This is a genomic window from Antrihabitans stalagmiti, assembly GCF_016482825.1.
In the GTDB taxonomy this organism is placed as follows: domain Bacteria; phylum Actinomycetota; class Actinomycetes; order Mycobacteriales; family Mycobacteriaceae; genus Antrihabitans; species Antrihabitans stalagmiti.
The window spans coordinates 885,111-906,735 of sequence record NZ_JAEMNV010000003.1 but is presented as its reverse complement, the minus strand read 5'-3'; the positions used below and the strand labels follow the sequence as shown (position 1 = coordinate 906,735).

Annotated in this window: 23 protein-coding genes; 5 read left to right on the top strand and 18 right to left on the bottom strand. The window is 63.3% G+C overall.

Annotated elements, in window-relative coordinates:
* Window positions 1–265: 265 nt before the first annotated feature.
* Both cds1 and JGU71_RS13045 read right to left on the bottom strand, forming a co-directional pair.
* Complete coding sequence (gene cds1 / locus JGU71_RS13050) at window positions 266–1,348, bottom strand: L-cysteine desulfhydrase Cds1 (protein WP_199704516.1); 1,083 nt, start codon at window positions 1,346–1,348, stop codon at window positions 266–268.
* Window positions 1,345–1,689: a DUF4229 domain-containing protein gene (locus JGU71_RS13045; RefSeq protein ID WP_372433160.1), complete on the bottom strand. Its 345-nt coding sequence runs from the start codon at window positions 1,687–1,689 to the stop codon at window positions 1,345–1,347. Before JGU71_RS13045 ends, cds1 begins: the two co-directional genes overlap by 4 nt.
* 163 nt (window positions 1,690–1,852) lie before the next feature.
* Between JGU71_RS13045 and JGU71_RS13040 the strand changes: the two genes are divergently transcribed.
* Window positions 1,853–2,065, top strand: coding sequence for a BldC family transcriptional regulator (locus tag JGU71_RS13040; RefSeq protein WP_199704515.1), 213 nt, complete (start codon window positions 1,853–1,855; stop codon window positions 2,063–2,065).
* A 76-nt stretch (window positions 2,066–2,141) separates the two neighbouring features.
* Window positions 2,142–2,345 (top strand): hypothetical protein, encoded by a 204-nt coding sequence (locus tag JGU71_RS13035; protein ID WP_199704514.1) that lies wholly within the window; start codon window positions 2,142–2,144, stop codon window positions 2,343–2,345.
* A gap of 41 nt (window positions 2,346–2,386) precedes the next feature.
* Here the strand turns inward: JGU71_RS13035 and JGU71_RS13030 are convergent, their stop codons facing one another.
* Window positions 2,387–3,553 (bottom strand): lactate 2-monooxygenase, encoded by a 1,167-nt coding sequence (locus JGU71_RS13030; RefSeq protein ID WP_199704513.1) that lies wholly within the window; start codon window positions 3,551–3,553, stop codon window positions 2,387–2,389.
* An 88-nt stretch (window positions 3,554–3,641) separates the two neighbouring features.
* Complete coding sequence (locus JGU71_RS13025; RefSeq protein ID WP_199704512.1) at window positions 3,642–4,328, bottom strand: nitroreductase; 687 nt, start codon at window positions 4,326–4,328, stop codon at window positions 3,642–3,644.
* A gap of 85 nt (window positions 4,329–4,413) precedes the next feature.
* On the opposite strand from JGU71_RS13025, the gene JGU71_RS13020 reads away from it, so the two are divergent.
* A complete protein-coding gene (locus tag JGU71_RS13020) occupies window positions 4,414–4,875 on the top strand; it encodes a winged helix-turn-helix transcriptional regulator (RefSeq protein WP_199704511.1) in 462 nt (153 codons plus the stop codon).
* Here the strand turns inward: JGU71_RS13020 and JGU71_RS13015 are convergent, their stop codons facing one another.
* From JGU71_RS13015 to hemL, 7 genes are all read right to left on the bottom strand, one after another.
* The gene (locus tag JGU71_RS13015) at window positions 4,876–7,707 is read right to left on the bottom strand and encodes an aminotransferase class I/II-fold pyridoxal phosphate-dependent enzyme (protein ID WP_199704510.1); all 2,832 of its coding nucleotides are present in this window, start codon (window positions 7,705–7,707) and stop codon (window positions 4,876–4,878) included.
* 267 nt (window positions 7,708–7,974) lie between these two features.
* Window positions 7,975–8,934, bottom strand: coding sequence for a c-type cytochrome biogenesis protein CcsB (gene ccsB, locus JGU71_RS13010; RefSeq protein WP_199704603.1), 960 nt, complete (start codon window positions 8,932–8,934; stop codon window positions 7,975–7,977).
* A 16-nt stretch (window positions 8,935–8,950) separates the two neighbouring features.
* Window positions 8,951–10,591, bottom strand: a complete 1,641-nt coding sequence (gene resB, locus JGU71_RS13005; RefSeq protein ID WP_199704509.1) for a cytochrome c biogenesis protein ResB — start codon at window positions 10,589–10,591, stop codon at window positions 8,951–8,953.
* Window positions 10,592–10,604: 13 nt separating this feature from the next.
* Window positions 10,605–11,414: a cytochrome c biogenesis CcdA family protein gene (locus JGU71_RS13000; RefSeq protein ID WP_199704508.1), complete on the bottom strand. Its 810-nt coding sequence runs from the start codon at window positions 11,412–11,414 to the stop codon at window positions 10,605–10,607.
* Window positions 11,411–12,013 carry a TlpA disulfide reductase family protein gene (locus JGU71_RS12995; protein WP_199704507.1) on the bottom strand — a complete coding sequence of 201 codons (603 nt, stop codon included), beginning with the start codon at window positions 12,011–12,013 and terminating at the stop codon, window positions 11,411–11,413. The genes JGU71_RS13000 and JGU71_RS12995 overlap by 4 nt, the downstream gene beginning before the upstream one ends.
* Window positions 12,010–12,660, bottom strand: coding sequence for a histidine phosphatase family protein (locus tag JGU71_RS12990; protein WP_199704506.1), 651 nt, complete (start codon window positions 12,658–12,660; stop codon window positions 12,010–12,012). Before JGU71_RS12990 ends, JGU71_RS12995 begins: the two co-directional genes overlap by 4 nt.
* A gap of 11 nt (window positions 12,661–12,671) precedes the next feature.
* Window positions 12,672–13,994: a glutamate-1-semialdehyde 2,1-aminomutase gene (gene hemL / locus JGU71_RS12985; protein ID WP_199704602.1), complete on the bottom strand. Its 1,323-nt coding sequence runs from the start codon at window positions 13,992–13,994 to the stop codon at window positions 12,672–12,674.
* Window positions 13,995–14,059: 65 nt separating this feature from the next.
* Here hemL and JGU71_RS12980 point away from each other — a divergent pair, with 65 nt between their 5' ends.
* Window positions 14,060–14,542, top strand: a complete 483-nt coding sequence (locus tag JGU71_RS12980) for a group II truncated hemoglobin (RefSeq protein WP_199704505.1) — start codon at window positions 14,060–14,062, stop codon at window positions 14,540–14,542.
* Between the two features lie 54 nt (window positions 14,543–14,596).
* On the opposite strand, the gene JGU71_RS12975 is transcribed toward JGU71_RS12980, so the two are convergent.
* Window positions 14,597–15,805 carry an acyl-CoA dehydrogenase family protein gene (locus JGU71_RS12975; protein WP_199704504.1) on the bottom strand — a complete coding sequence of 403 codons (1,209 nt, stop codon included), beginning with the start codon at window positions 15,803–15,805 and terminating at the stop codon, window positions 14,597–14,599.
* Between the two features lie 53 nt (window positions 15,806–15,858).
* Entirely contained in the window at window positions 15,859–16,548 is a 690-nt protein-coding gene (locus JGU71_RS12970; RefSeq protein ID WP_199704503.1) for a TetR/AcrR family transcriptional regulator, read from the bottom strand.
* A 96-nt stretch (window positions 16,549–16,644) separates the two neighbouring features.
* On the opposite strand from JGU71_RS12970, the gene JGU71_RS12965 reads away from it, so the two are divergent.
* Window positions 16,645–18,546, top strand: a complete 1,902-nt coding sequence (locus JGU71_RS12965; protein WP_199704502.1) for an acyl-CoA dehydrogenase family protein — start codon at window positions 16,645–16,647, stop codon at window positions 18,544–18,546.
* Window positions 18,547–18,618: 72 nt separating this feature from the next.
* On the opposite strand, the gene JGU71_RS12960 is transcribed toward JGU71_RS12965, so the two are convergent.
* From JGU71_RS12960 to hemB, 5 genes are all read right to left on the bottom strand, one after another.
* On the bottom strand, window positions 18,619–18,900 hold the full coding sequence (locus JGU71_RS12960; protein WP_199704501.1) for a metal-sensitive transcriptional regulator: 282 nt from the start codon (window positions 18,898–18,900) through the stop codon (window positions 18,619–18,621).
* Between the two features lie 46 nt (window positions 18,901–18,946).
* Window positions 18,947–19,195 carry a hypothetical protein gene (locus tag JGU71_RS12955; RefSeq protein ID WP_199704500.1) on the bottom strand — a complete coding sequence of 83 codons (249 nt, stop codon included), beginning with the start codon at window positions 19,193–19,195 and terminating at the stop codon, window positions 18,947–18,949.
* Entirely contained in the window at window positions 19,185–19,652 is a 468-nt protein-coding gene (locus tag JGU71_RS12950) for a hypothetical protein (RefSeq protein WP_199704499.1), read from the bottom strand. The genes JGU71_RS12955 and JGU71_RS12950 overlap by 11 nt, the downstream gene beginning before the upstream one ends.
* A 394-nt stretch (window positions 19,653–20,046) precedes the next feature.
* Window positions 20,047–20,571 carry a hypothetical protein gene (locus tag JGU71_RS12945; protein ID WP_199704498.1) on the bottom strand — a complete coding sequence of 175 codons (525 nt, stop codon included), beginning with the start codon at window positions 20,569–20,571 and terminating at the stop codon, window positions 20,047–20,049.
* Window positions 20,568–21,557, bottom strand: coding sequence for a porphobilinogen synthase (hemB, locus tag JGU71_RS12940; protein WP_199704601.1), 990 nt, complete (start codon window positions 21,555–21,557; stop codon window positions 20,568–20,570). Before hemB ends, JGU71_RS12945 begins: the two co-directional genes overlap by 4 nt.
* Window positions 21,558–21,625: the final 68 nt, after the last annotated feature.

Genomic DNA, 21,625 nt, shown 5'->3' with positions numbered 1-21,625 from the left:
ATGCCATGGAGGCGGCACCATTCGGCGAAGGAGCCGCCGAACGCGTCGGCGACTCCCTCGATATGGCACAAGATCAATGTGGCATGGAGCAGTTTCATCACGGCATCCGATCTGGGCATGGATCGATCCAAGCCCGGTCTCAGGTGCCATCACCTATCTATCCAACAACCTGTCCCACATGTATGTAGACATCAGGTGTCTCATATGTATGTGGACTCAACAGTGGGCCTGCCCTCCGAAAGGACTCACGAGGCGCGGAGCGCCACTACCGCCAGATTCCGCTCGTCTCGAATTCGTGCAGCACCGCCGTCGGGCCGGCGAGATCCATGCCCTGTCCGCGGACCCAGTCGTCGTCGTAATACGTTCCGGTGTAACGATCTCCGCCGTCGCAGAGCAGCGTGACGACGCTGCCGCCACGGCCTGCCGCGAGCATCTGCGCGATGATTCCGAACGCTCCCCACAGATTCGTACCGGTGGAGCCGCCGACGCGGCGACCGAGCATCTCGCTCGCGTGGCGTGCGGTTGCAACCGACGCTGCATCCGGTACCGCGATCATCCGATCGACGACCTGCCCGACGAACGACGGCTCGACGCGGGGCCGACCGATACCTTCGATGCGCGACGCCATCCCGGTCTCGAAGTCGGAGCTGCCCGATTCGTAGCCACCGTAGAACGCCGAGTTCTCGGGGTCGACGACTGCCAGACGAGTGTGATGACGCCGGTAGCGGATGTAGCGGCCGATGGTCGCGCTCGTGCCGCCCGTCCCTGCGCCGACGACGACCCAATCCGGTATCGGGTGCCGTTCCATCGACATCTGCACAAAGATCGACTCTGCGATGTTGTTGTTGCCACGCCAGTCGGTTGCGCGTTCGGCGTGGGTGAACTGATCCATGTAGTGCCCGTCGACCTCGGCGGCAAGACGCGCTGCCTCGGTGTAGATCTCCGACGACTTCTGCACGAAATGGCAACGCCCGCCGTGCGATTCGATGAGCCTGATCTTCTCAGGGCTTGTGCTTGCCGGCATCACCGCAACGAACGGCAGACCGAGCAGCTTCGCGAAATAGGCCTCGCTGACCGCTGTCGAGCCGGAGGACGCCTCGACGACCGTCGTTCCCTCGACCACCCACCCGTTGCAGATTGCGTACAGAAACAGCGACCGCGCGAGGCGATGCTTGAGGCTGCCGGTGATGTGGGTCGATTCGTCTTTGAGATAGAGCGAAACACCCCATGCGTTGGGGAGCGGATAACGAATCAAGTGGGTGTCGGCGCTGCGTTGTGCATCCGCATCGATCAATCTGACTGCGTTGTCCACCCACTCACGTGGGGCGCTGCGGTCACAGATCGTCACTCTCGTGAGCCCGCCGGACGATCGCCGCGCAGTTTGGATCGCAGTTCCGCTTTGTCTCGACGACGTCGTTCGTCGACCGCGGCGATGCTTTCGTTGACACGCCTACGCAGCGACGCAAACAGCACCAGCGACAACGGCAGCGCGATGAGGATTGCAAAGATCAGGATGACGAGGATTGGAATCTCGATACCGGCGACCTTGCCGCCGCCGTAGATGACGGCAGCGATGACTGCGACCAGACCCAGCCTCGCGACCGTGTAGAGCGCAAGGTCGCGGGCCAACTTGCCGCCGGCAGCCGACCGCTTCGATGGAGTGGAATCGTCACCTTTTGTCTCGCTCACCAGCCCAGGGTACCGACCCCCGAACGGCGTCGAACGCTTGCCCGACTGGTCCGATTTGTCTATTACCTCCCCTTTACCAACATTAGATCGTTCGAGTACCTAGGGGTATCGGTGACACCATGGCCAAGTCCCGACCGAACAGCCGAGCACGGAGGCATGCGAGATGAGCGCACCCACAGTCAGCAGAACTCAGGATTCCCTCTTGACCCCCGGCCAGGTCGCCGCGATGTTTCATGTTGACCCCAAAACTGTGACGCGATGGGCCCACGCCGGACGTCTCGGTTCCCTCCGCACGCCGGGTGGGCATCGCCGATTCCGCGAATCCGAAGTCCTGCAACTCCTCGATTCACTGACAACCGAGGCATCGCGTCACTGATCGTTCAAGAACCCTTACCTCGACAGATGCCGAACGGCCCACACGCGGCTACCCTCTAGTCAAGGAGGTGAGGGCTGTGATCTATCTATTGGCCGTCATCGGACTGGTTACTGTTGCGGTGCTGTTCTGGAAAGCGTTCGGACCCGATCTGAATTCTCGCGATCAGCCGCGATCGGTCGGCCCCGATGACGATCCGGAGTTTCTCTGGCGGCTCAATCGGGACGCCAAGCGGTCCGGCGGTACGGACAACAAGGACGGTCCGAGCGAACCCGTCGAGTGATCAGCCGACCTCGATCGGCTGATCAGTTCGGCCGCACACGATCATTTGTGGCGGAGGACATCCGGCGTCAACTCGTCGATCGTCGTGATGCCCGAAAGAGCCATCGTCAGTTCCAATTCGGCCAGCAGGCACCGAATGACGTGTCTGACCCCTGCCTCACCACCGAGCGCTAGACCGTACACGTACGGACGCGCGACGAGCACCGACTTCGCGCCGAGCGCGAGCGCCTTCGCGATGTCGGCTCCGGTCCGTATTCCGCTGTCGAACAACACGGTGATCTGATCGCCGACGGCATCGACAACCTCGGGCAGTGCTTCGATTGCGCCGATCGCGCCGTCGACCTGGCGACCGCCGTGGTTGGAGACGATGACGCCGTCCATGCCGGTGTCGACGGCCCGACGCGCGTCGTCGGCATGCTGAATCCCTTTGAGCACGATCGGACCGTCCCAGTGCTCGCGCAGAAACGCGAGATCGTCCCAGGTGATCGTCGGGTCGCTGAAGTTTGCGACCCAGTGCAGGATCGCCTGCATCCGGTTCTCGTCGGTGATCGGACCACCGACCGACTTCTGGAACACCGGATCGCTGAAGTAGTTCGCGACACCGATGCCACGCAGGAACGGTAGGTAGGCGCCGTCGAGGTCGCGCGGCCGCCAGGCGAGGGTGACGGTATCGAGGGTGACCACCAGAGCCGTGTAACCGGCGGCCTTTGCGCGCTGGAGGAAGCTTGCGGCAAGCTCACGGTCCTTCGGCCAGTACAGCTGGTACCAGCGCAGACCACCGTCGCCGTTGTTCGAGGCGACGTCCTCCATGTTGTTGGACGCCGCCGTACTCAGGACCATCGGCACGCCGACCCCAGCGGTTGCCCGCGCTACCGCAAGTTCACCGTCCGGGTGCACGATCGACAGCACGCCGACCGGACCGAGCAGCACGGGCGCGGGTAGCTTCTGCCCGAACAGTTCGACGGACAGATCGCGGGTTCCGGTGTCACGCAGCATCCGTGGCACGATTCGCCAGTCCCGAATCGCGTCGAGGTTGGCCTTGGCGGTCGATTCGGCACCAGCCGAACCTGCGACGTAGCCGAAGGCCTCCGGCGTCATGACCTGCTCGGCGAGCGCTTCCAACTTGGTGAGGTTCGTCGGCAACTCGGGCGTCGAGCCTCCGAGTCCCTGCAGATAGATCTCGTTCTGGAAGTCCGCGAGGGTTGCCATCGTTAGTAACCTCTTTCTACAACGCGTCGTCGAGTGCACCGGCTGAGAACCAGGCTCGACACTATCCCGTGTAGACGGACCTCAGCAGTCAGACCTCGTGCCAGGTGACAACCGAGTCGACATTTTCACGCGCTGTGCGGAACTTGTTGATCGGATGTTCTCGGTCGGCGTAGCCGAAGCTGATGCCGGCTACCACGTGCCTGTGCTCGGGTATCTCGAAATACTCGTGCAGGAACGGCGAATACGACGCGAGTGCAGCCTGCGGGGCAGCGGCAAGGCCGAGGCTCTGCGCGCCGAGCAGGAACGTATTGATGTACAGACCGCAGTCGACGGCACCGTAGACGCCGAGATCGGCTTCGGTCGTGATGATCGCGACGTGCGGCGCATCGAAGAGTTCGAAGTTGCGCACCATCTGCTTCATGGTCCGCTCGTGATCGCCTTTGGCTATCCCGATGCTGTCGTAGAGCTGCTTGCCGCAGTCGCGGCGACGCTGCCGATATTCGCCGGTGTACTGAGCGGGGAATTCGAGGTCGGGCGCGGGCCCGACCCCGCTCTGGATGTGGGTGAGGAGTTCTTTGCGGAACCGCTCGGTCGCGGCGCCGTCGGTGACGACGACCTGCCATGGCTGCGTGTTGCACCACGACGGCGTGCGTTGGGCCAGCCGTAGCAACTGCTCGATATCGCGCCTCGGAACCGGGTCCGGCAGGAACTGGCGGCAGGTCCAGCGTTCGTCGAGCACTCGGGACAGCGCGGCGAAATCGGTGGTTGTGCTCATACAGAACTCCTCGACAGGTCGGTCCTATTTCGAGACTGAACGCTAACACGACCAGTCTCATTTCGATACCGGTAGGATCGACGTTGTGCGTTACGAAGAACTTGCCGACCTCCCGTGCTCCATCACGCGACCACTGGTGATCTTCGGCGACCGTTGGACGCTGCTCGTTCTCAAGTTCTCCTTCGCCGGCGTCCGACGTTTCAACGCCTTGCAGAGCACACTAGGAATCTCACGTAGCCGATTGCAGGACCGCCTCGACCGCCTCGTCGAACACGACATCCTCGTCAAACAACAGGCGGCGGGCACCGCGTACGAGGAGTACCGACTGACCCCGAAGGGCCACGCCATCTATCCGATCCTGATGGCGATCAAGGACTGGGGCGATACCTACATGGCGCCCGACGGCCCGCCGGTCCACTATCTGCATCGCGACTGCGGTGGTGCTGCGCACGTGAGGCTCGAATGCGACTCGTGCGCAACGGAACTCACCGCTCGCGACATCGAACTCGAAGCAGGACCGGGCATGAAACTGCCCGCCGAGAGCTGATCAGTCTGCGGCAGCCTTCGACTTGCGCTTACCGGAGTGCTTGCTCGCCGCGGCGCTGCCATTCCCGTTCGTGATGGCTGGCGCGACAGTCGTTGTCGGCGTTGCCATTTCGATCGCCTTGTCGGTGTAGACGCGGTAACCGAGGTGCGGCTGGTAGCCGTGAATCTCAGGCGTGTCGAGGAAGCGGATGAAGTTCAGAATCTGCTTGCTGAACACCTGTCCCGGCACCAGCACGGGGAATCCGGGCGGATAGGGCGTCACGAATGTCGCCGACACAACCTGTTGTCCCGCATCTATTTTCGACTCGACCTCCTCGGGTGAGAGGTACTCGCAGAACGAATCGGTGTAGGCAAGGTAGAACGCCTTGCGCACGTCACCTTCCGGCGTCGGCTCACCGTCGCCGCCGAGATCGAGGAAGCTCGTGTGGAAACCGCTGAAGTCGGGCATCGACGTCGCGTCGGCAGTCAGACTCGCCACCTGGCGGTCGTGTATCGCTCGCTCGGTCTGACTGAGGTCGGCGAGATGGTCGTCGAGTTCGCGAGCGATCTTGACCAACACCTCGACCAGATAGGCGACCGAACTACGCGTCGTACCGATGTTCGTCATGAACAGCACGGTGTTTCGCGACGTCTTGTTGATCTGCACGCCGTAGCGATCCATCAACTGCTGCCGCTTGAAGGTATCGCCGTCGTAGCCCGTCGGCCCGATGTAGAGCGTGATTCGCGACGGATCGAGAACGAACTCGTCAGCCGCCCAGGCTGCCATCATGTTCGCCAAACCCGACCGCAACGGCTGTGCGATACCCGACGGCCGGAACTCCTCGGGGATCAGCTCCGCCGTGCTGAGGCAGTGCATGTACTTGCTGAGCAGCGGATGGTTGTCGATCGCGTCGCGCAGCTGCATCGCATTTTCGATCTGCTTCTGGACGAGCTCGACGCCTTCGAGCGCAACCTGCCGACGACCGAGGTCGAGCGAGGCGAGAATCTGATAATTCGGCGACGTCGAGTTGTGTGCCATGTAGGCCTCGTGGAAGGTCTCGGCGACCTTCTGATCGAAGTCCTGATCGAAGACGTGAATCATCGAACCCTGCCGCAGCGAGGTCAGCGTCTTGTGCGTCGACTGGGTCGAGTAGACACGCACGCGCGCCTGCGCGGGATCGGGTAGCAGGCGCTGCGTAAGCAGCTCTTCGTCGGTCGGCTCCGGATGCATCGCGCGCTCGGCGAGATATTCGTTGTAGCGCTCGCGATACGCGGGGTCTTTCATCCGTTCCCGAAGGGTCTTCGCTGCCGCCATTCCGGTACGAGTCCGGTATACGGGGTGGAACCGGGCGAACGCGAACCACGCTTCGTCCCAAAGGAATACGAGGTCCGGCTTGATTGCGAGACACTCCTCCATCACTCGTTCGACGTCGTAGACGACACCGTCGAAGGTGCAGTTGGTCAGCATCAGCATCTTGACGCGGTCGAGCTTGCCCGCCCGCCGCAGACCCAGCAGCTTCGACTTGATCTCGACAAGTGGAACAGCGCCGTACATCGAGTACTTGCTGAGCGGATACGCCTCGAGATAGGTGACGTGGGCACCGGCCATCATGGTTCCGTAGTGATGGGACTGATGGCAGTTGCGGTCGACGAGCACGATGTCGCCCGGTGCGATCAAGGCCATGCCGACGATCTTGTTCGCCGTCGACGTTCCGTTGGTGACGAAGTAGGTGTGGCGTGACCCGTAGGCCTTCGCCGCGAGGTCCTGCGCCTCACGCAACGGGCCGGTCGGCTCCAGCAGCGAATCCAAACCACCGCAGGTCGCCGACGTCTCCGCCATGAACACGTCGAGGCCGTAGAAGCTGACCATGTCCTTGATCCAGTGCGAGTTGACGATCGACTTGCCCTGCGAGATCGGCAACGCGTGGAACACTCCGGTCGGCCGGTGGCTGTACTGCTTCAGCGCACTGAAGAACGGCGTGCGATACCGTTCTGCAACGCCGTGCAGGATGCTCAGGTGCAGCTCGAGGACCCCTTCGCGCGCATGGAAGACCCTGCGGAAGTTGTGGCCGACGCGCCCCGCCATGTCTTCGACTTCGATCTCGGTCATCAGATAGAGGTCGAGTTCGGGCCGAATGTCGGAGATCGAGGCGGCCAGAATCTGCGCCCGCTCCTCCGGTGGATGATCGGCAAGGTCCTCCGATACCCGACTGTCGACGAAGTCGCCGAGCGCGGCAAGTTCGCGACTCGACTTGTGCGCGAATCGACGCCGGACCACGACGGCCTGCAGGTTCACGTTCAGCCGCGCGGCGATCACTGCCTCGTCGCCGCTGCCGACGACGACCAACTCGTAGATGAACTCATCGTCGGCACGCCGCCAACTGCGGACCGCCTTGCGCAGCGCCCGCTCCTGCGACTCCGACATCGTCTCGACGACGAGCACCTCGAAGTAGGGGCGTTCGTTGCCCTCGGCCGAAATGTCTTCCTGCTGACCGTTGTCGGTGTTGAGAGCTTCGTGATCGTGCGCGACATTGATCAGCGATTCGCCGCCGCGATAGGACTCCGTCACCAGCGCGCGGTTGATCTTCGCAACCGTTCGCGCGAACCGGTCGTAGTGACCAGCACTGAACTGCCGCTGGGTCTGCGCGAAGAAAGTCTTGCCGGGGAATGCCCAGAAGTGTTCGTAGGGAGCAAGTTTGGTGACAAGGTCGCCGACGGTCTCGGCCAGCTGGTCGGTCGGTTTGCCGTGCGACGACGCTCTCGCCAACCGCTCGGCAGCCTCTTCGAGTCGACACCACGCATCGGCCCTGAACTGCCAAACACTGTTGTAGGCACGTGCATTGACCTCGGCCATGTCCAACCTCCCGCAGTTATGACCACCACCGGAGCCGACTCGCAATCGCTGAGACGACGTGGCGACAAAACCAACCGTAGGCCCGAAAACTGGCGGGTGAGATTGCTTTGGACAGTTATGCCCGATTTGTAGAGAAGCTTCCCCGAGAGTGCAGATCCTGTTCACCGGGAGGCCGGGGAGGCTGCGGCCCGCGCTCCACTATCGACGCGGATCGGCGGGTTCCCGCGCGCCGGACGCGATCGTGGAGCGTCAGCAGCACTCGATCCTCTAGGTCAAGCCCGCGTACGAGTGCAGTCCGGAGACGACGATGTTGATGACGAAGAGGTTGAAGATCATCGCGACGAAGCCGGCGATGTTGATCCACGCCGCCTTGGTGTCGCGCCAGCCCGAGGTCGCGCGCGCATGCAGGTAGGCGGCGTAGATGACCCACGCGATGAAGGCGACCGTCTCCTTCGGATCCCAACCCCAGAAGCGTCCCCACGCCGATTCCGCCCAGATGGCGCCCAGGATGACACCGGCGCCGAACAGCGGGAACCCGATGATCGTCGTCCTGTAGGCCAAGCGATCGAGTGTCTGCGCGTCGGGCATTCTGGCCGCGAGCCGACCCCAGATTCCGCTGGCTTCACTGCCCTCGGGATGGCGCATCCGCAGCAGGAACATCGCACTCGCGACACCGGAAACCAGGAACACGCCGCTGCCGATGCTGACGATGGTCACGTGAATCGGCAACCAGTACGAGCGCAACGCCGGGACAACAGGGGCCGCGTCGGCGTAAAGCACCGTTGCCGCAAGGAACATCAAAACGAGCACCGGGGGGATGAGGAACACCCACATCGAACGGAACCGCTCGCCACGCATGATCGTCAACCCGACGAGCACCGCAGCGGCACATGCCATCGTCACGAACTCGTACATGTTGCCGAGCGGAAAGCGTTCGGTTGCAAAGCCGCGCAACACGATCGAGGCAAGATGCAGCAGCACACCGACGACGAGCACAGCAACGCCCATGTTGCCGAGGCGCTCCGACCATGGCTTGCGCGGCGCTTCGACGAGGCGCCCAGGCACCCCGGCAGCGGGTCCGGCGTTGACCATTTCCTTCGCAGCCGTCTGCTTGACCCGTGCCGATGCGTACTGCCCGATCAAGAGCAGAAACGACAGCACGTAGACGAGGAAGGCAGACCGGAACGACAGATCGCTGTATCCGGCAAGGGTCTCGTTGATCGGCAGCATGCTCAGTTGGTTCCTATGTCTTGTTCTGCTTGGTGGATCGTGCATCCGGCAGCAGTCGGTCGCACAATCGATCGAACTCGTCACCCCACCCGGCGTGGTCGGTTCGGGCCAACCCGCCAAGTTCTACTACGGTACGTCGTTCGCCATCGGCGGGATACAGACGTACCCAGATTCTGCGCCGCTTGATGAGCAGCGACACCAGCAACCCCAACATCATCGAGATCGAGAAGCCGAGCACAAAACCCTGGGCCGGATCGTGCGACACCTGCAGGTTCACAAATTCCTTCGCGCCATCGAAGCGAACCTGCGTTCCATCGGGCAACGAGGTCGACTCGCCGGGCTCCAGATTCACTCTGGCTTCCTTCGTCAGACGCTCCTGGTTGATCAGTTCCTTGTTGAGCGCGAAGAGCGACTGCGGGATACCGGTGTCCAGTCCGGTATCGCCACGGTAGATGTCGATCGCGACAGCGGGCTTCGTCATCTCAGGGAAGCTCGACGACAGCAGCTCGCCGTGGAACGAGGCGGTCGGCGCGAACAGGCCCTCGATCGCGATCTGGTTCTTCCGTCGATCCGCCGTGTTCGGGTACAACCCACCAGGCGGATCGAACCGCATGACACCGCTGCTCAAGAACGTCGTCGCGTCGTCGGGTCGCCACTGCAGCGTCTCGGTCCGCGTCTCACCGTTCGGGAACGTGACCGTGAAGGTCGGCGCGTAGCCGTGCCCCTGCAGGTAGACGCGGTCCCCCGCGACTCGCAGCGGATGGTTGACCCGCAGCTGATTGTCGCGCCACGTATTCGAGGCAAGGTCGTCGCCGGCCTGGTATTCGATGTCGGAGGTGAACATCTCGGCCTGGCCGTTGTCCAAATAGTCGGCCGTGAAGGTTTTCACGCGTACGCAGATCGGCTCGAGCCCGGTGCCGTCCTCGACATTGCCCGCACGGAAGGAGTCGAACACCGCAGGCGACGTCGTGCAGAAGCCAGGACCGTCGGGGTCGGCGATGACGATCACGTTGCCCTCGTAGCCGAACAACTTGCCGACCGCGATGGCGATGAGCAGACCGACGAGGGAGAGGTGGAAGACCAGGTTGCCGAGTTCGCGGGTGTACCCCTTCTCGGCCGACACGGTGATCTCGCCGTCGTGCGCCGACCTGTTGTCGGCCGAACGCGTCCGCGAACGCCAACCTTTCAGTTGCGACGAGATCTCGGACGCGAGCTGCCGAGGGTCACCGTCGACGGTCGTCAGGTGGTGGTGCGGCAGCCTGCCCAAGTTGCGGGGCGCAGGGACGGGCGGGGTCCGCAGTGCGCGCGCATGGTCGACGCACCTCGGAACGATGCACCCGACCAGCGAAATGAACAGCAACGCGTAGACCGCCGTGAACCAGAAGCTGCCGAACACATCGAAGAGTTCGAAGCGATCCATCAGCGGTCCGAGCGACGGTCGGTCGGCGATGTACTGCTCGACCTTCTGCGTGTTGAGACTGCGCTGCGGCAGCAACGCCCCCGGTATCGCGGCCAGGGCAAGCAGGAAGAGCAGGACCAAGGCGGTCCGCATGCTGGTGAGTCCGCGCCAGGTGTTGCGGACGAGTGCGATCCCGCGGCCGGGCAGGAACTGGCGGGGCGGTCGCGTTGGCTCTCTGGTCAGAGTGTCAGTCATATCGAAGGTTCTGTCATATCGGCAACGTCACGTCGGAGACGAAGGCGTCACGCACCCAGCTGACGAACTGATCCCAGACGCCCGTGACGAGCGCGATGCCGACCGCGACAAGCAGGACACCACCGAAGATCTGGATTGCACGCGCATTGCGACGCAGCCAGCCGACGCCTCGCAACGCTTTTGCCGACCCGAACGCAAGGATGATGAACGGCAACCCGAGGCCGAGGCAGTACGCGACGATGAGGCTCACGCCACGAGCTGCCGTCGTACCCTCTGTTCCCGATGCAACCGAGATCACCCCGGCGAGGGTCGGGCCGAGGCACGGGGTCCAGCCGAGTGCGAACACCGCGCCGAGCAGCGGTGCGCCGACGAGGCTGCTGACGCGTCGCGGCTCGAATCGGACGTCACGTTGCAGTGCCGGGACGAGACCGACGAACACAAGTCCCATCAGGATGGTCACCACACCGCCGACCCGCTGCAACACCTCCCGGTTGACCGAAAGTGATTGCGTCACACCGAAAACCGTTGCGGTCGCAAGGACGAACACAACCGTGAAGCCCGCGACGAAGAGGGCGGAGGCACCGACGACGCGAGCGCGTCCGGTTCGGACCTTCGTCTGTACGGCTTCGGCAGGGGTCACCGGCGGCGCGTCGGCGCCGACCACTCCCGCGAGGTAGGACAGGTAGCCCGGAACCAACGGGACCACACACGGCGACGCGAACGAGACGAGGCCCGCAAGCACACAGGCACCGAGCGCAAGGATGAGCGGACCGCTCGCCGCAGTCGACCCGAACGTGTCACCGACACCGGCAAGGACGGTCATGCAGCTTCTCCGGCGAGGCGTTCGACGGTCGGCTGCAAGTCCTCCGCAAGCAGTTCACGCAGATAGACAGCGGCGACGCGATGCTGCCGATCGAGAACGAGGGTGGTGGGGATGACGCTGGTCGGGAAGTTGCCGCCGAGTGCGATCAGGGTCCGCATGGCGGGGTCGTAGATCGACGGGTAGCCGACCTTGTTGTCGATGACGAAGTCCTGCGCCTTGTCCTTCTGACCGTCGCGCACGTTGATGCCGAGGAATGCGACACCGCTGTCTTTGGTTGCCTCGTAGACCTTTTCGAGGTCGTCGGCTTCACCTCGACAGGGTCCACACCATTGGCCCCACAGATTGATGACGACGACTTTGCCTTCGAAATCCGAGAGCGACGTCGTCTTGCCGTCGACCATGAGGTCGGGTCCGGAGAGGTCGCCGATGGACCCGCGGTCGCTGGCCGGGTCGTAGTAGATCTCGGTCTTGCCGCCGGGTGAGACGAAGTCGAAAGTGCCGCCTTGCGCAACTGCGTCGGTGCCGGTCGAGCATGCTGTGCTCGCCACGATCGCTGCTCCCGCGAGGAGGAGGCAGCAAGCTGCTCGTGAGCGCCTCATGCTCCCGTCACCCTCGGATCCGAGCTGCCCGCAGGCTCCGAGTACACGATGTCGACCAGGGTGTCGCCCTCGTAGACCAGCGACGTCAACGACGCCAGACCGCACTGACGCTGCCGCGGATCGTGCCAGAGTCGGTCGCCCTGCAGGAACCTGCGCAAGGTCCACACCGGCAACTGATGCGAGACGAGAACGACCTCGTGCCCGACCGCTTCCACCCGAGCCTTGTTGACCGCAGCCAACATTCGGTGCGCGATCTGCAGGTAGGGCTCACCCCACGACGGCGTGAACGGATCGCGCAGCTTCCACCAGTGCCGCGGCTTGCGGAGTGCACCGTCGCCGACGGCGACCCGCAAACCCTCGAACGTGTTGCCAGCCTCGATCAGGTTTTCATCGGTCTGGATCTCGACGCCGTGGGCCGCCGCGATCGGGCCGGCAGTCTCCTGCGCGCGTTGCAAAGGCGACGCGATCACATGGCTGATGTCGTGATGGGCAAGCGCAGCACCAACTGCCGCGGCTTGCGATCGTCCGGTCACGGACAACCCGAAGCCGGGGAGACGGCCATACAGAATGCCCTTCGGATTGTGCACTTCGCCGTGGCGAAGGACGTGCACGATCGTCTTGGTGTCGGCCTGGTCGTTACGAGTCACGTCTGGGTCCCTCAGGTGTCGGTCGGGTCGGTCGCTGCCGCTGCAGCCTCGGCGGCAGCGGGCAGGGCGTCGGCAATGATCGAGAAAGCGTCGTCGTCGAGCGCGGCAGAGACGAACCAGGCCTCGAACGCACTCGGCGGCGGGTAGACCCCACGCTCGAGCAACGCGTGGAAGAAGGCTGGGAAGCGCCACGTCTGCGCCGCTTTCGCGCCGGCATAGTCGACGACGGGTCGATCGCTGAAGAACACGCTCACCATGTTGCCTGCGAACTGGACTCGGTGGGTGACGCCCGCTGCGGTGAGTGCATCACCCAGCATGGTGCCGAGCCGCTGCGAGTTGCGGTCGAGTGCGTCGTAGACGGCCTGATCGGCGTTGCGCAGCGTCGCCAGACCAGCGGCGACGGCGACGGGATTACCCGAAAGTGTGCCTGCTTGATACACCGGCCCGGCAGGTGCGAGGCGGCTCATGATCTCGCTGCTTCCGCCGAATGCTGCGGCAGGCAGGCCGCCCGACATCACCTTGCCGAACGTGTAGAGGTCGCCCGCGACGCCGTCGACACCGAACCAGCCGGACGGACTGACGCGAAAACCCGTCATCACCTCGTCCATGATCAGCAGTGCGCCGTGCGCTTTGGTCAGCCTGGCAAGCCCCTCGTTGAAACCTGGCACAGGTGCAACAGCACCCATGTTGCCTGCCGCAGCCTCGGTGATGACGCACGCGATCTCACCCGGATTTGCTGCGAACGCTGCGGCGACGGCATCGAGGTCGTTGTACGGAAGGACGATCGTGTCCTCGGCTTGAGCGCCCGTGACGCCTGGTGAGGTCGGCAGTCCGAGTGTCGCGACGCCCGAACCCGCTTCGGCGAGCAATGCGTCGACGTGGCCGTGGTAGCAACCCGCGAACTTGACGATCTTGCTGCGCCCGGTGAATCCACGAGCCAGCCTGACCGCACTCATCGTCGCTTCGGTACCGGAGTTGACCAGGCGAACCTGCTCGACGGGTGCAACGCGTTCGACGATCGCTTCGGCGAGTTCGATCTCGGCCTCGGTCGGGGCGCCGAACGAAAGACCCGAGGTGGCAGCTCGTTGCACAGCCTCGACGACGGCCGGATGCGCGTGCCCCAGAATCATCGGGCCCCACGAACAGATGAGGTCGACGTAGGTGTTGCCGTCTGCGTCCGTCAGCCGTGAACCTGCGGCCTTCGCGATGAAACGCGGTGTACCGCCGACCGACTGGAAAGCCCGAACCGGGGAGTTGACGCCACCAGGGATAACTGAGCTGGCACGATCGAACAACCGAGCTGAATTGGCGGTGGAGACAGTCACGACACCCAGTGTCTCATCGAAAGCAAATCGTCTCCGACAGGGTGTAGTTGTCTCCCGGGCCTACCCTTGTTTCCATGACCGAAGACACATCGGTTTCGAACGATCCGACCCTGTACGACTGGGCCGGTGGGGGTCCGGCGTTTCGACGTTTGATCGATGCCTTCTACGACCGCGTCGAGCACGACGACCTGATCGCTCCCCTGTTTCCCGGTGGCGTCAGCGAAGAGCATCGCGCGCATGTGACGACCTGGTGGTGTGAGGTGTTCGGCGGTCCGGCGACCTATACCGCGGAGCTCGGTGGGTACGAGCGGATGCTGGCTCACCACGTCAATCTCGGCATCACTGCTGAGCAACGCCATCCCTTCGCGTCGACGATGAGCCTCGCCGCCGACGACGCTGGACTGCCCGCCGACCCGGAGTTCAGGTCGGCGTTCATGGCGTACGTCGAGTGGGGCACGCGACTTGCGATGCACAATTCGCAGCCCGACGCACCGGTAGTCCCGCACGCACCCGTCCCGCGCTGGGGTTGGGGCGTCGCGCCGCCGTATTTCGGCTAGAAGCTTGCGGCGCGAGGGCGCCCCTCACATGATCCGGCGAGGTCTGGGTTGCCCTTACGCCGGCTTGGTGTGCCTGCGGAGTTCGTAGCGGGCGATCGAGCGCTTGTGCACCTCGTCGGGTCCGTCGGCGAGGCGCAACGTACGGACGTGGGCGTAGGCCATCGCCAACGGGAAATCGTCGGTGACACCACCACCACCGTGGACCTGGATCGCACGGTCGATGATCTTCAGCGCGACGTTGGGTGCTGCGACCTTGATCGCCGCGATCTCGACGCGAGCCGCCTTGTTGCCCACCGTGTCCATCATGTGAGCTGCCTTGAGGCACAGCAGGCGGACCATCTCGATGTCGATACGAGCTTCGGCTATCCAGTCCTGAATGTTGGCTCGCTCGCTCAGCGGCTGACCGAAAGTGACCCGCGAGGACGCGCGCTTGCACATCAATTCGAGCGAGCGCTCCGCGATGCCGATCGCCCGCATGCAGTGATGAATTCTGCCCGGTCCCAGGCGTGCCTGGCTGATCGCGAAACCTTCGCCCTCGCCAGACAATACGTCCTCGAGCGGGACACGGACATCGGTGAAGGTGATCTCCGCATGGCCTTCGCGGTCCTGGTACCCGAAGACCGGCAGGTTGCGCACGACCGTCACGCCAGGTGCGTCGATCGGCACGACCATCATCGATTGCTGGCGATGTGTCGCTGCGCTCGGATCGGTCTTGCCCATCACGATGAGGACCTTGCAGTTGGCGTGCATTGCGTTGGACGCGAACCACTTTCGGCCGTTGAGCACGTAGGCGTCGCCGTCGCGCTCCATCCGCATTTCGACGTTGGTTGCGTCCGAGCTCGCGACATCGGGTTCGGTCATCGCGAACGCTGACCGAATTGTGCCCTCCAGCAACGGTTTCAGGTAGAGCTCTTTGTGCTTGTCGGTGCCGAAGAGGGTGAACACCTCCATGTTGCCGGTGTCGGGCGCCGAACAGTTGCACGCCTCGGGCGCGATGTGGCTGCGCCCCATTATTTCTGCCAGCGGTGCGTACTCGAGGTTGGTGAGTCCCGGACCCCACTCCTCGTGCGGATGGAAGAGATTCCACAGTCCGCGCTTGCGGGCTTCGGCCTTGAGTTCTTCGAGGATCGGCGGGTGGAAGTGCGGATCGCCCGCCTCGCGCATCTGCTGGTCGTAGACCGACTCCGCCGGGTACACATGCTCGTCCATAAATGCCAACAGGTCGGCCTGGTACTTCAAGCTGCGGGCACTGGCCTCGAACATGGAATTCTCCTCGGTGTCGACTGCTCGAAACGTACTTGAATCTGACGTCAAGTTCAAGTTTGATCCGGGATGCGCAGTGCGTTCGCCCAGATCCGGGTCGCCGTGAACACCAACTGCTCGAACGTCGCCGAATCGCCTGGTCCGTCACCGACGACGAACGCGCCGTAGGCGAGCCGACTGATCATCGACGACAACGCGCGCGACGCGAGCTCCGCATCCAACTCACGGTCGGCCAACCCGCGACGTTGCAGGTCCGCGATCGAACGCGCATTGCGCTGGACGAACGCGTCGCTGCGACGACGTCGCAACTCGCGAAAGGCCGGATCGACGTTGGACACCTGCTCGAGGAGGCCCATCAAACGCGAATTGCGTTGGTAAGCCTCGAAGTACGCCCGATTGCTCGCCTCGATCACCGCGTGCGGATCGTCGGCGGGGGCGACGCGTCCGGTGCCAGGATGCAGCATGTCCTCCTGCGCGATCTCGAGTACCGCGGCGAGAATTTCGTCCTTGCCCGCGAAATAGGTATAAAACGATCCGGTCGCGCAGTTGGCTTCTTTTGCGATATCGGTCAGGCGCGCGTCGACGTAACCGTCACGCTCGAAGACCACCCGCGCCGCCTCGATCAGCGCAGCCCGCGTCCGATTTCCCCGTTGGGTCGCCGGCGGCTCGCGGAGCAGCGACGCCCGCGCGAGCGACGGCGGCACAACGGAGTCGGACTCGGCATCCGGCCGCTGCACTGACATGTCGCTACTTATACGTGAATCGTGCCTCGAGTCCAAGGACGGTCGAGTGCGGCAACTCACCTTCACTGGACCTCCCGGCGCGCTAACGTCGAAGGTATGGCCATCGCAGACCACCTCCGCAAGACCCTCGACGGACCTTGGCACGAACTGCGCGAGAAGTCCCGCGTGGATCTGAACCGCCCGGAATTCCTCCCTCACTACACCCCCGACCTGGCCGAGGCTCGCGCGAAGGCGCTGTCGCAGATGCAACTCCTTGCGGCAGAGGGCTACGCAGGCAGCGCGTTCAGCGTCGAACACGGCGGTACCGGCAACGTTGCGGGCGCCGTCACCAGCGTCGAAATGCTTGCTATGTCGGACCTTTCGCTGATGGTGAAGGCCGGCGTCCAGTGGGGCCTCTTCGGTGGAGCCATCGAAAACCTCGGCACCAAGCGTCATCACGATCTCTACGTGAAGCCGTTGATCGATCTCGACCTGCTCGGGTGCTTCGCCATGACCGAGACCGGTCACGGTAGCGACGTCCAGGAACTCGAGACGACCGCGACCTACGACCACGAGACACGTGAATTCGTCGTGCACAGCCCGACCCCGTCCGCACGCAAGGACTACATCGGCGGCGCGGCCCAACATGCCCGCGTCGCAGCGGTTTTCGCGCAACTCGTGATAGACGGCGAGTCCAAGGGTGTGCACTGCTTCGTGGTCCCCATCCGCGACGAGGACGGCAACGACCTGCCCGGCGTCACCACGTCGGACTGCGGTTACAAGGGTGGACTGCCCGGCGTCGACAACGGCCGCATCATGTTCGATCAGGTCCGCATCCCGCGCGAGAACCTCCTCAACAAGTACGGCGACGTCAGCGAGCACGGCAACTACTCGTCGGCGATCGACAACACCAACCGCAGGTTCTTCACGATGGTCGGCACGCTGGTGCGCGGTCGCGTGACCGTCGGTGGTTCCGCCGCCGCCGCGACCAAGGTCGCGTTGACCATTGCGACCCGATATGCGTTGCAGCGCAGGCAGTTCAACGCCCCCAAGAGCGACGAAGAAGTGCTGATCATGGACTACCTCGCGCACCAGCGCCGATTGTTCCCCCTGATCGCGCAGTCCTACGCACTCGGCTTCGCGCAGAACGAACTGATCGGGAAGCTACACAAGATTCAGACCTCCGACGACGCGGACCCGCACGAACAGCGCGAACTCGAAGGTCGCGCTGCAGGACTCAAAGCCGCCAACACCGAACACGCGACGCGTGCGATTCAGGAATGTCGTAAAGCCTGCGGTGGCGCCGGCTACCTGACGGAGAACCGCCTGGTCGCGTTGAAGGCCGACACCGACGTCTTCACGACTTTCGAAGGCGACAACGTCGTCCTGACGCAGTTGGTCGCGAAAGAACTGCTGACCGGTTACGCCGACGAGATTCACGGCATGAGCCCGGTCGAATGGATGAAGTTCGCGACCGTGACCGTCGGCGATCTGGTCAAGAAACGCACTGCCGCGATCCAAATCCTGCAGACCATCATCGACACGCGGCAGGACAACGAAGAGGAAGGCAGCCTCTTCAACCGCGGTACTCAACTCGGCATGTTCGAGGACCGCGAAGAATACCTACTCAGCACCGCCGCACGTCGCCTGCAGGGTGCGTCCAAGCGCGAAGACGACCCGTTCGATGCGTTCAACTTCGTGCAGGACCACGTTCTGCACGCCGCTCGTGCGCACATCGATCGTGTTGTCCTGGAAGCATTTATCGGCGGTATCGATACCTGCGCGGACCCCGAGACCAAGGAACTGCTCAACGATCTGTGCGACCTGTACGCCTTGTCCATCATCGACGAAGACAAAGCCTGGTTCATGGAGCACCGCTACCTCTCGGTGGAACGAGCGAAGGCAGTGACACGGGCAATCAACGATCGCTGCCGGGTGCTGCGTCCTCATGCCCGCGAACTGGTCGACGGTCTCGGCGTCCCCGAATATCTCCTCGGCGCGGCGATGCTGGAAGACTAGGCGGCTACGCCGCTCGTGTGTCTTTTCGGCGGGCCCGACCACCAAAAGGACTCACGAGCGGCGCAGCCGCCTTTACGAGCGAACGAGACGCGCGATCGCGTCGGAGGCTTCCTTCACCTTCGCATCGGCCTCGGGGCCGCCTTCGCGCGCTGCTGCTACGACGCAACCCGCGAGGTGGGCATCGAGCAATTTCAGCGAAACCGATTGCAGCGCACTGGTGACCGCGGATACCTGCGTGAGCACGTCGATGCAGTAGCGGTCGTCGGAGACCATTCGCGAGATACCCGCGACCTGGCCCTCGATCCGCCTGAGCCGCTTGAGCAGCTCGTCCTTCTCGGGAGAGTACGAGTTCATCTCTCTACCATACCCCCCTTAGGTACTCAAGAGCCTCGTTCACCGGTCACGTTTCTTCGCGGCCTAGAACGCGCCGCACACAGTCGATGGTAAGCACACCGGCAATCAGAACGAGCAGAACCGCCAGCGTGAGCCACGAACCCGAATAGTAGGTGCCCGAGTACGGCGGGGCCCCCTCCAGCGCCGGACCGAAATCGGACGTCCGCACACCCTGTCCCCAGCAGAGAAACACCGCGACCACGCAGAGCACGACAACGACGCTCTCACTCGCGATCAGCGCAGCTCTACGCGTCATCCGACTCCTGTGGGTTCGAGAACCACGGTGCTGCCGCCTGCCGATAGACGACGACCGATGCAGTGATCAGCAAGATGGGAACCAGCAGCAGGTAGGTCGGGCTCAGTCCGAGGAGGACGGTGGCGATCTGCAGCACAGCGAAGATTCCGGACAGCGTGACCAGCGCACGTCGATATCTGGCGTCGCCCGCCTTGACCGCGCCGGACAGAAAACCGACGACGACGCCGACAAGCAACGACACGATGCCGATCCCGCGAATCAACCGGATAAGTCCATCGATGCTGTCCGCATTCGTACCGAGATCGACCAGACGCGTTCGGAGTACGTCACCAGAAGTGGTGGCAATCAAAAGTCCGGAGAAGACGAGCACAACGGCGGCGAACATCCACAGCCAGTAGGCGACGGAGACCGACGACGGACGCGGCAGGTCGATCGGAGAATCAGGCGAGGTAGTCACGGGACCATCTTGCGGCACATGCACGATTGCTCGCGCGGCGGAACGATCCGCTAGCCGGAAATACTCAGCCGAGCAGGCCGGGAACGGTGAGCAGCACAACCGCAACTAGTCCGAACAACGCCACGATGACGCCGATGATGGCCAGCTCGCGCCTCAGACTGTGGTCCTGCTCGATCACTACGCGCATTGTTGAAAGACCCTTCGCAAACTCGCCCGATAAGTTGCGTGACTCGCACGCAACTGCCATACGTCAATGACCACTCGGTGGCTGTGCGGTGTCGCATTTCCAAACAATGGATTACCAACAGGAGCCAACCGCAAACCCAGTGACAGCACTCACAGTACAGGTGGGCGTGTCGCGTGCAAACTCACGGCGCGTCCGATGGCGTCAAGCTCAGGTTCGAGTAAAGCGTTGCAGGAAATAGGCGTTCGATTCTTTGCGGTGAATCAGGTAGATGGCACCTGCGGCCAACACGGCCTGCACGATGCTCGCACCACCGATGACCAGCATCGCAGCACTGTCGGGCGCAGCAAGACCCAGCAGATTCGGCACGGCGAGAATCACAAGCAGCACGCCGATCATGGTCAGCAGCGTCCGCGCCCACTGTCGACCGCGACGCATCTGGTACCCGATCACAAGGGCGACAGCTCCGACCACCAGGCCGATGACCGCAACGAGAGCCATGCCGGCGAACACCAGCAACTCCACACTGTCCTGGGTCAGTTTCAGGTTCGGATCTCGGGCGGTGACGTCTTTCAGCAATTGTTCGGCGAGACTCGAGCGCTCACCGAACATCAGCGCGAGCGAGCCGAGGAGATTGACGAAGCCGAATCCGACGACGCCCCACCACAACTGGTATGCCGTTGCGACGTCGACAGGTACCGGCGCCGGCTCAGCTTTTGCTGGGTTCGTGATCATGACGACGTTCCCGACAGCGTGCGCGCGATGTCGACCGCGAAATAGGTGAGAATCACGTCTGCGCCGGCCCGTTTGATGCAGACCAACGATTCGAGCGCAGCAGCATCGCGATCGATCCAGCCGTTGTTCGCAGCGGCGACGATCATCGAATATTCGCCGGAGATTTGGTACGCGGCAACGGGAACCGGCGATCGGTCGGCGACCTCGCGCAAGATGTCGAGGTAGGACATCGCCGGCTTGACCATGACGATGTCGGCGCCCTCGGCAACGTCGAGGTCGGTTTCCAGCTGCGCCTCACGTCGATTCGCACTGTCCTGCTGGTAGGTGCGTCGATCGCCCTGCAGCGACGATCCGACAGCCTCCCTGAAGGGTCCGTAGAAGGCCGACGCATATTTCGCGGCATACGCGATGATGCCCGTATCGGTTCGCCCGGCAGCATCGAGTGCACTTCTGATCGCACCGACCTGGCCGTCCATCATGCCGCTCGTACCGAGTAGGTCCGCACCCGAATCCGCCTGAGCGAGAGCCATATCGACGTACCGCGACAGCGTCGCATCGTTGTCGACCGCGCCGTGCGCATCGAGGACGCCGCAGTGGCCGTGATCGGTGAACTCGTCGAGGCAGGTATCTGCCATGACAACAGCGTCGACGCCCAATTCGCTTCGCAGCGTTCGCAATCCGCGATTGAGAATGCCATCGGGATCGGACGCAGCCGACCCGGTCGCGTCCTTGTCCTCGGCTCTCGGTACGCCGAACAGCATCAACCCGCCGACGCCCGCGGCGATCGCATCGACTGCCGCGGAACGCAACGAGTCGAGACTGTGCTGCACGACGCCGGGCATCGACGAAATCTCACGGGGCGCGTCGATACCGTCCGCAACGAACATCGGCAGCACCAAATGTCTTGGCTCCAGCGATGTTTGAGCTACGAGACGACGTAACGCGGGAGTTCGACGCAATCTGCGCGGACGATCGGCCGGAAAGATGGGTCACCCTCACTTCGTTCGGTTGTGCGCGGTTGAAGGGTGTACACCCCTCGACCGCGCACAGGCGC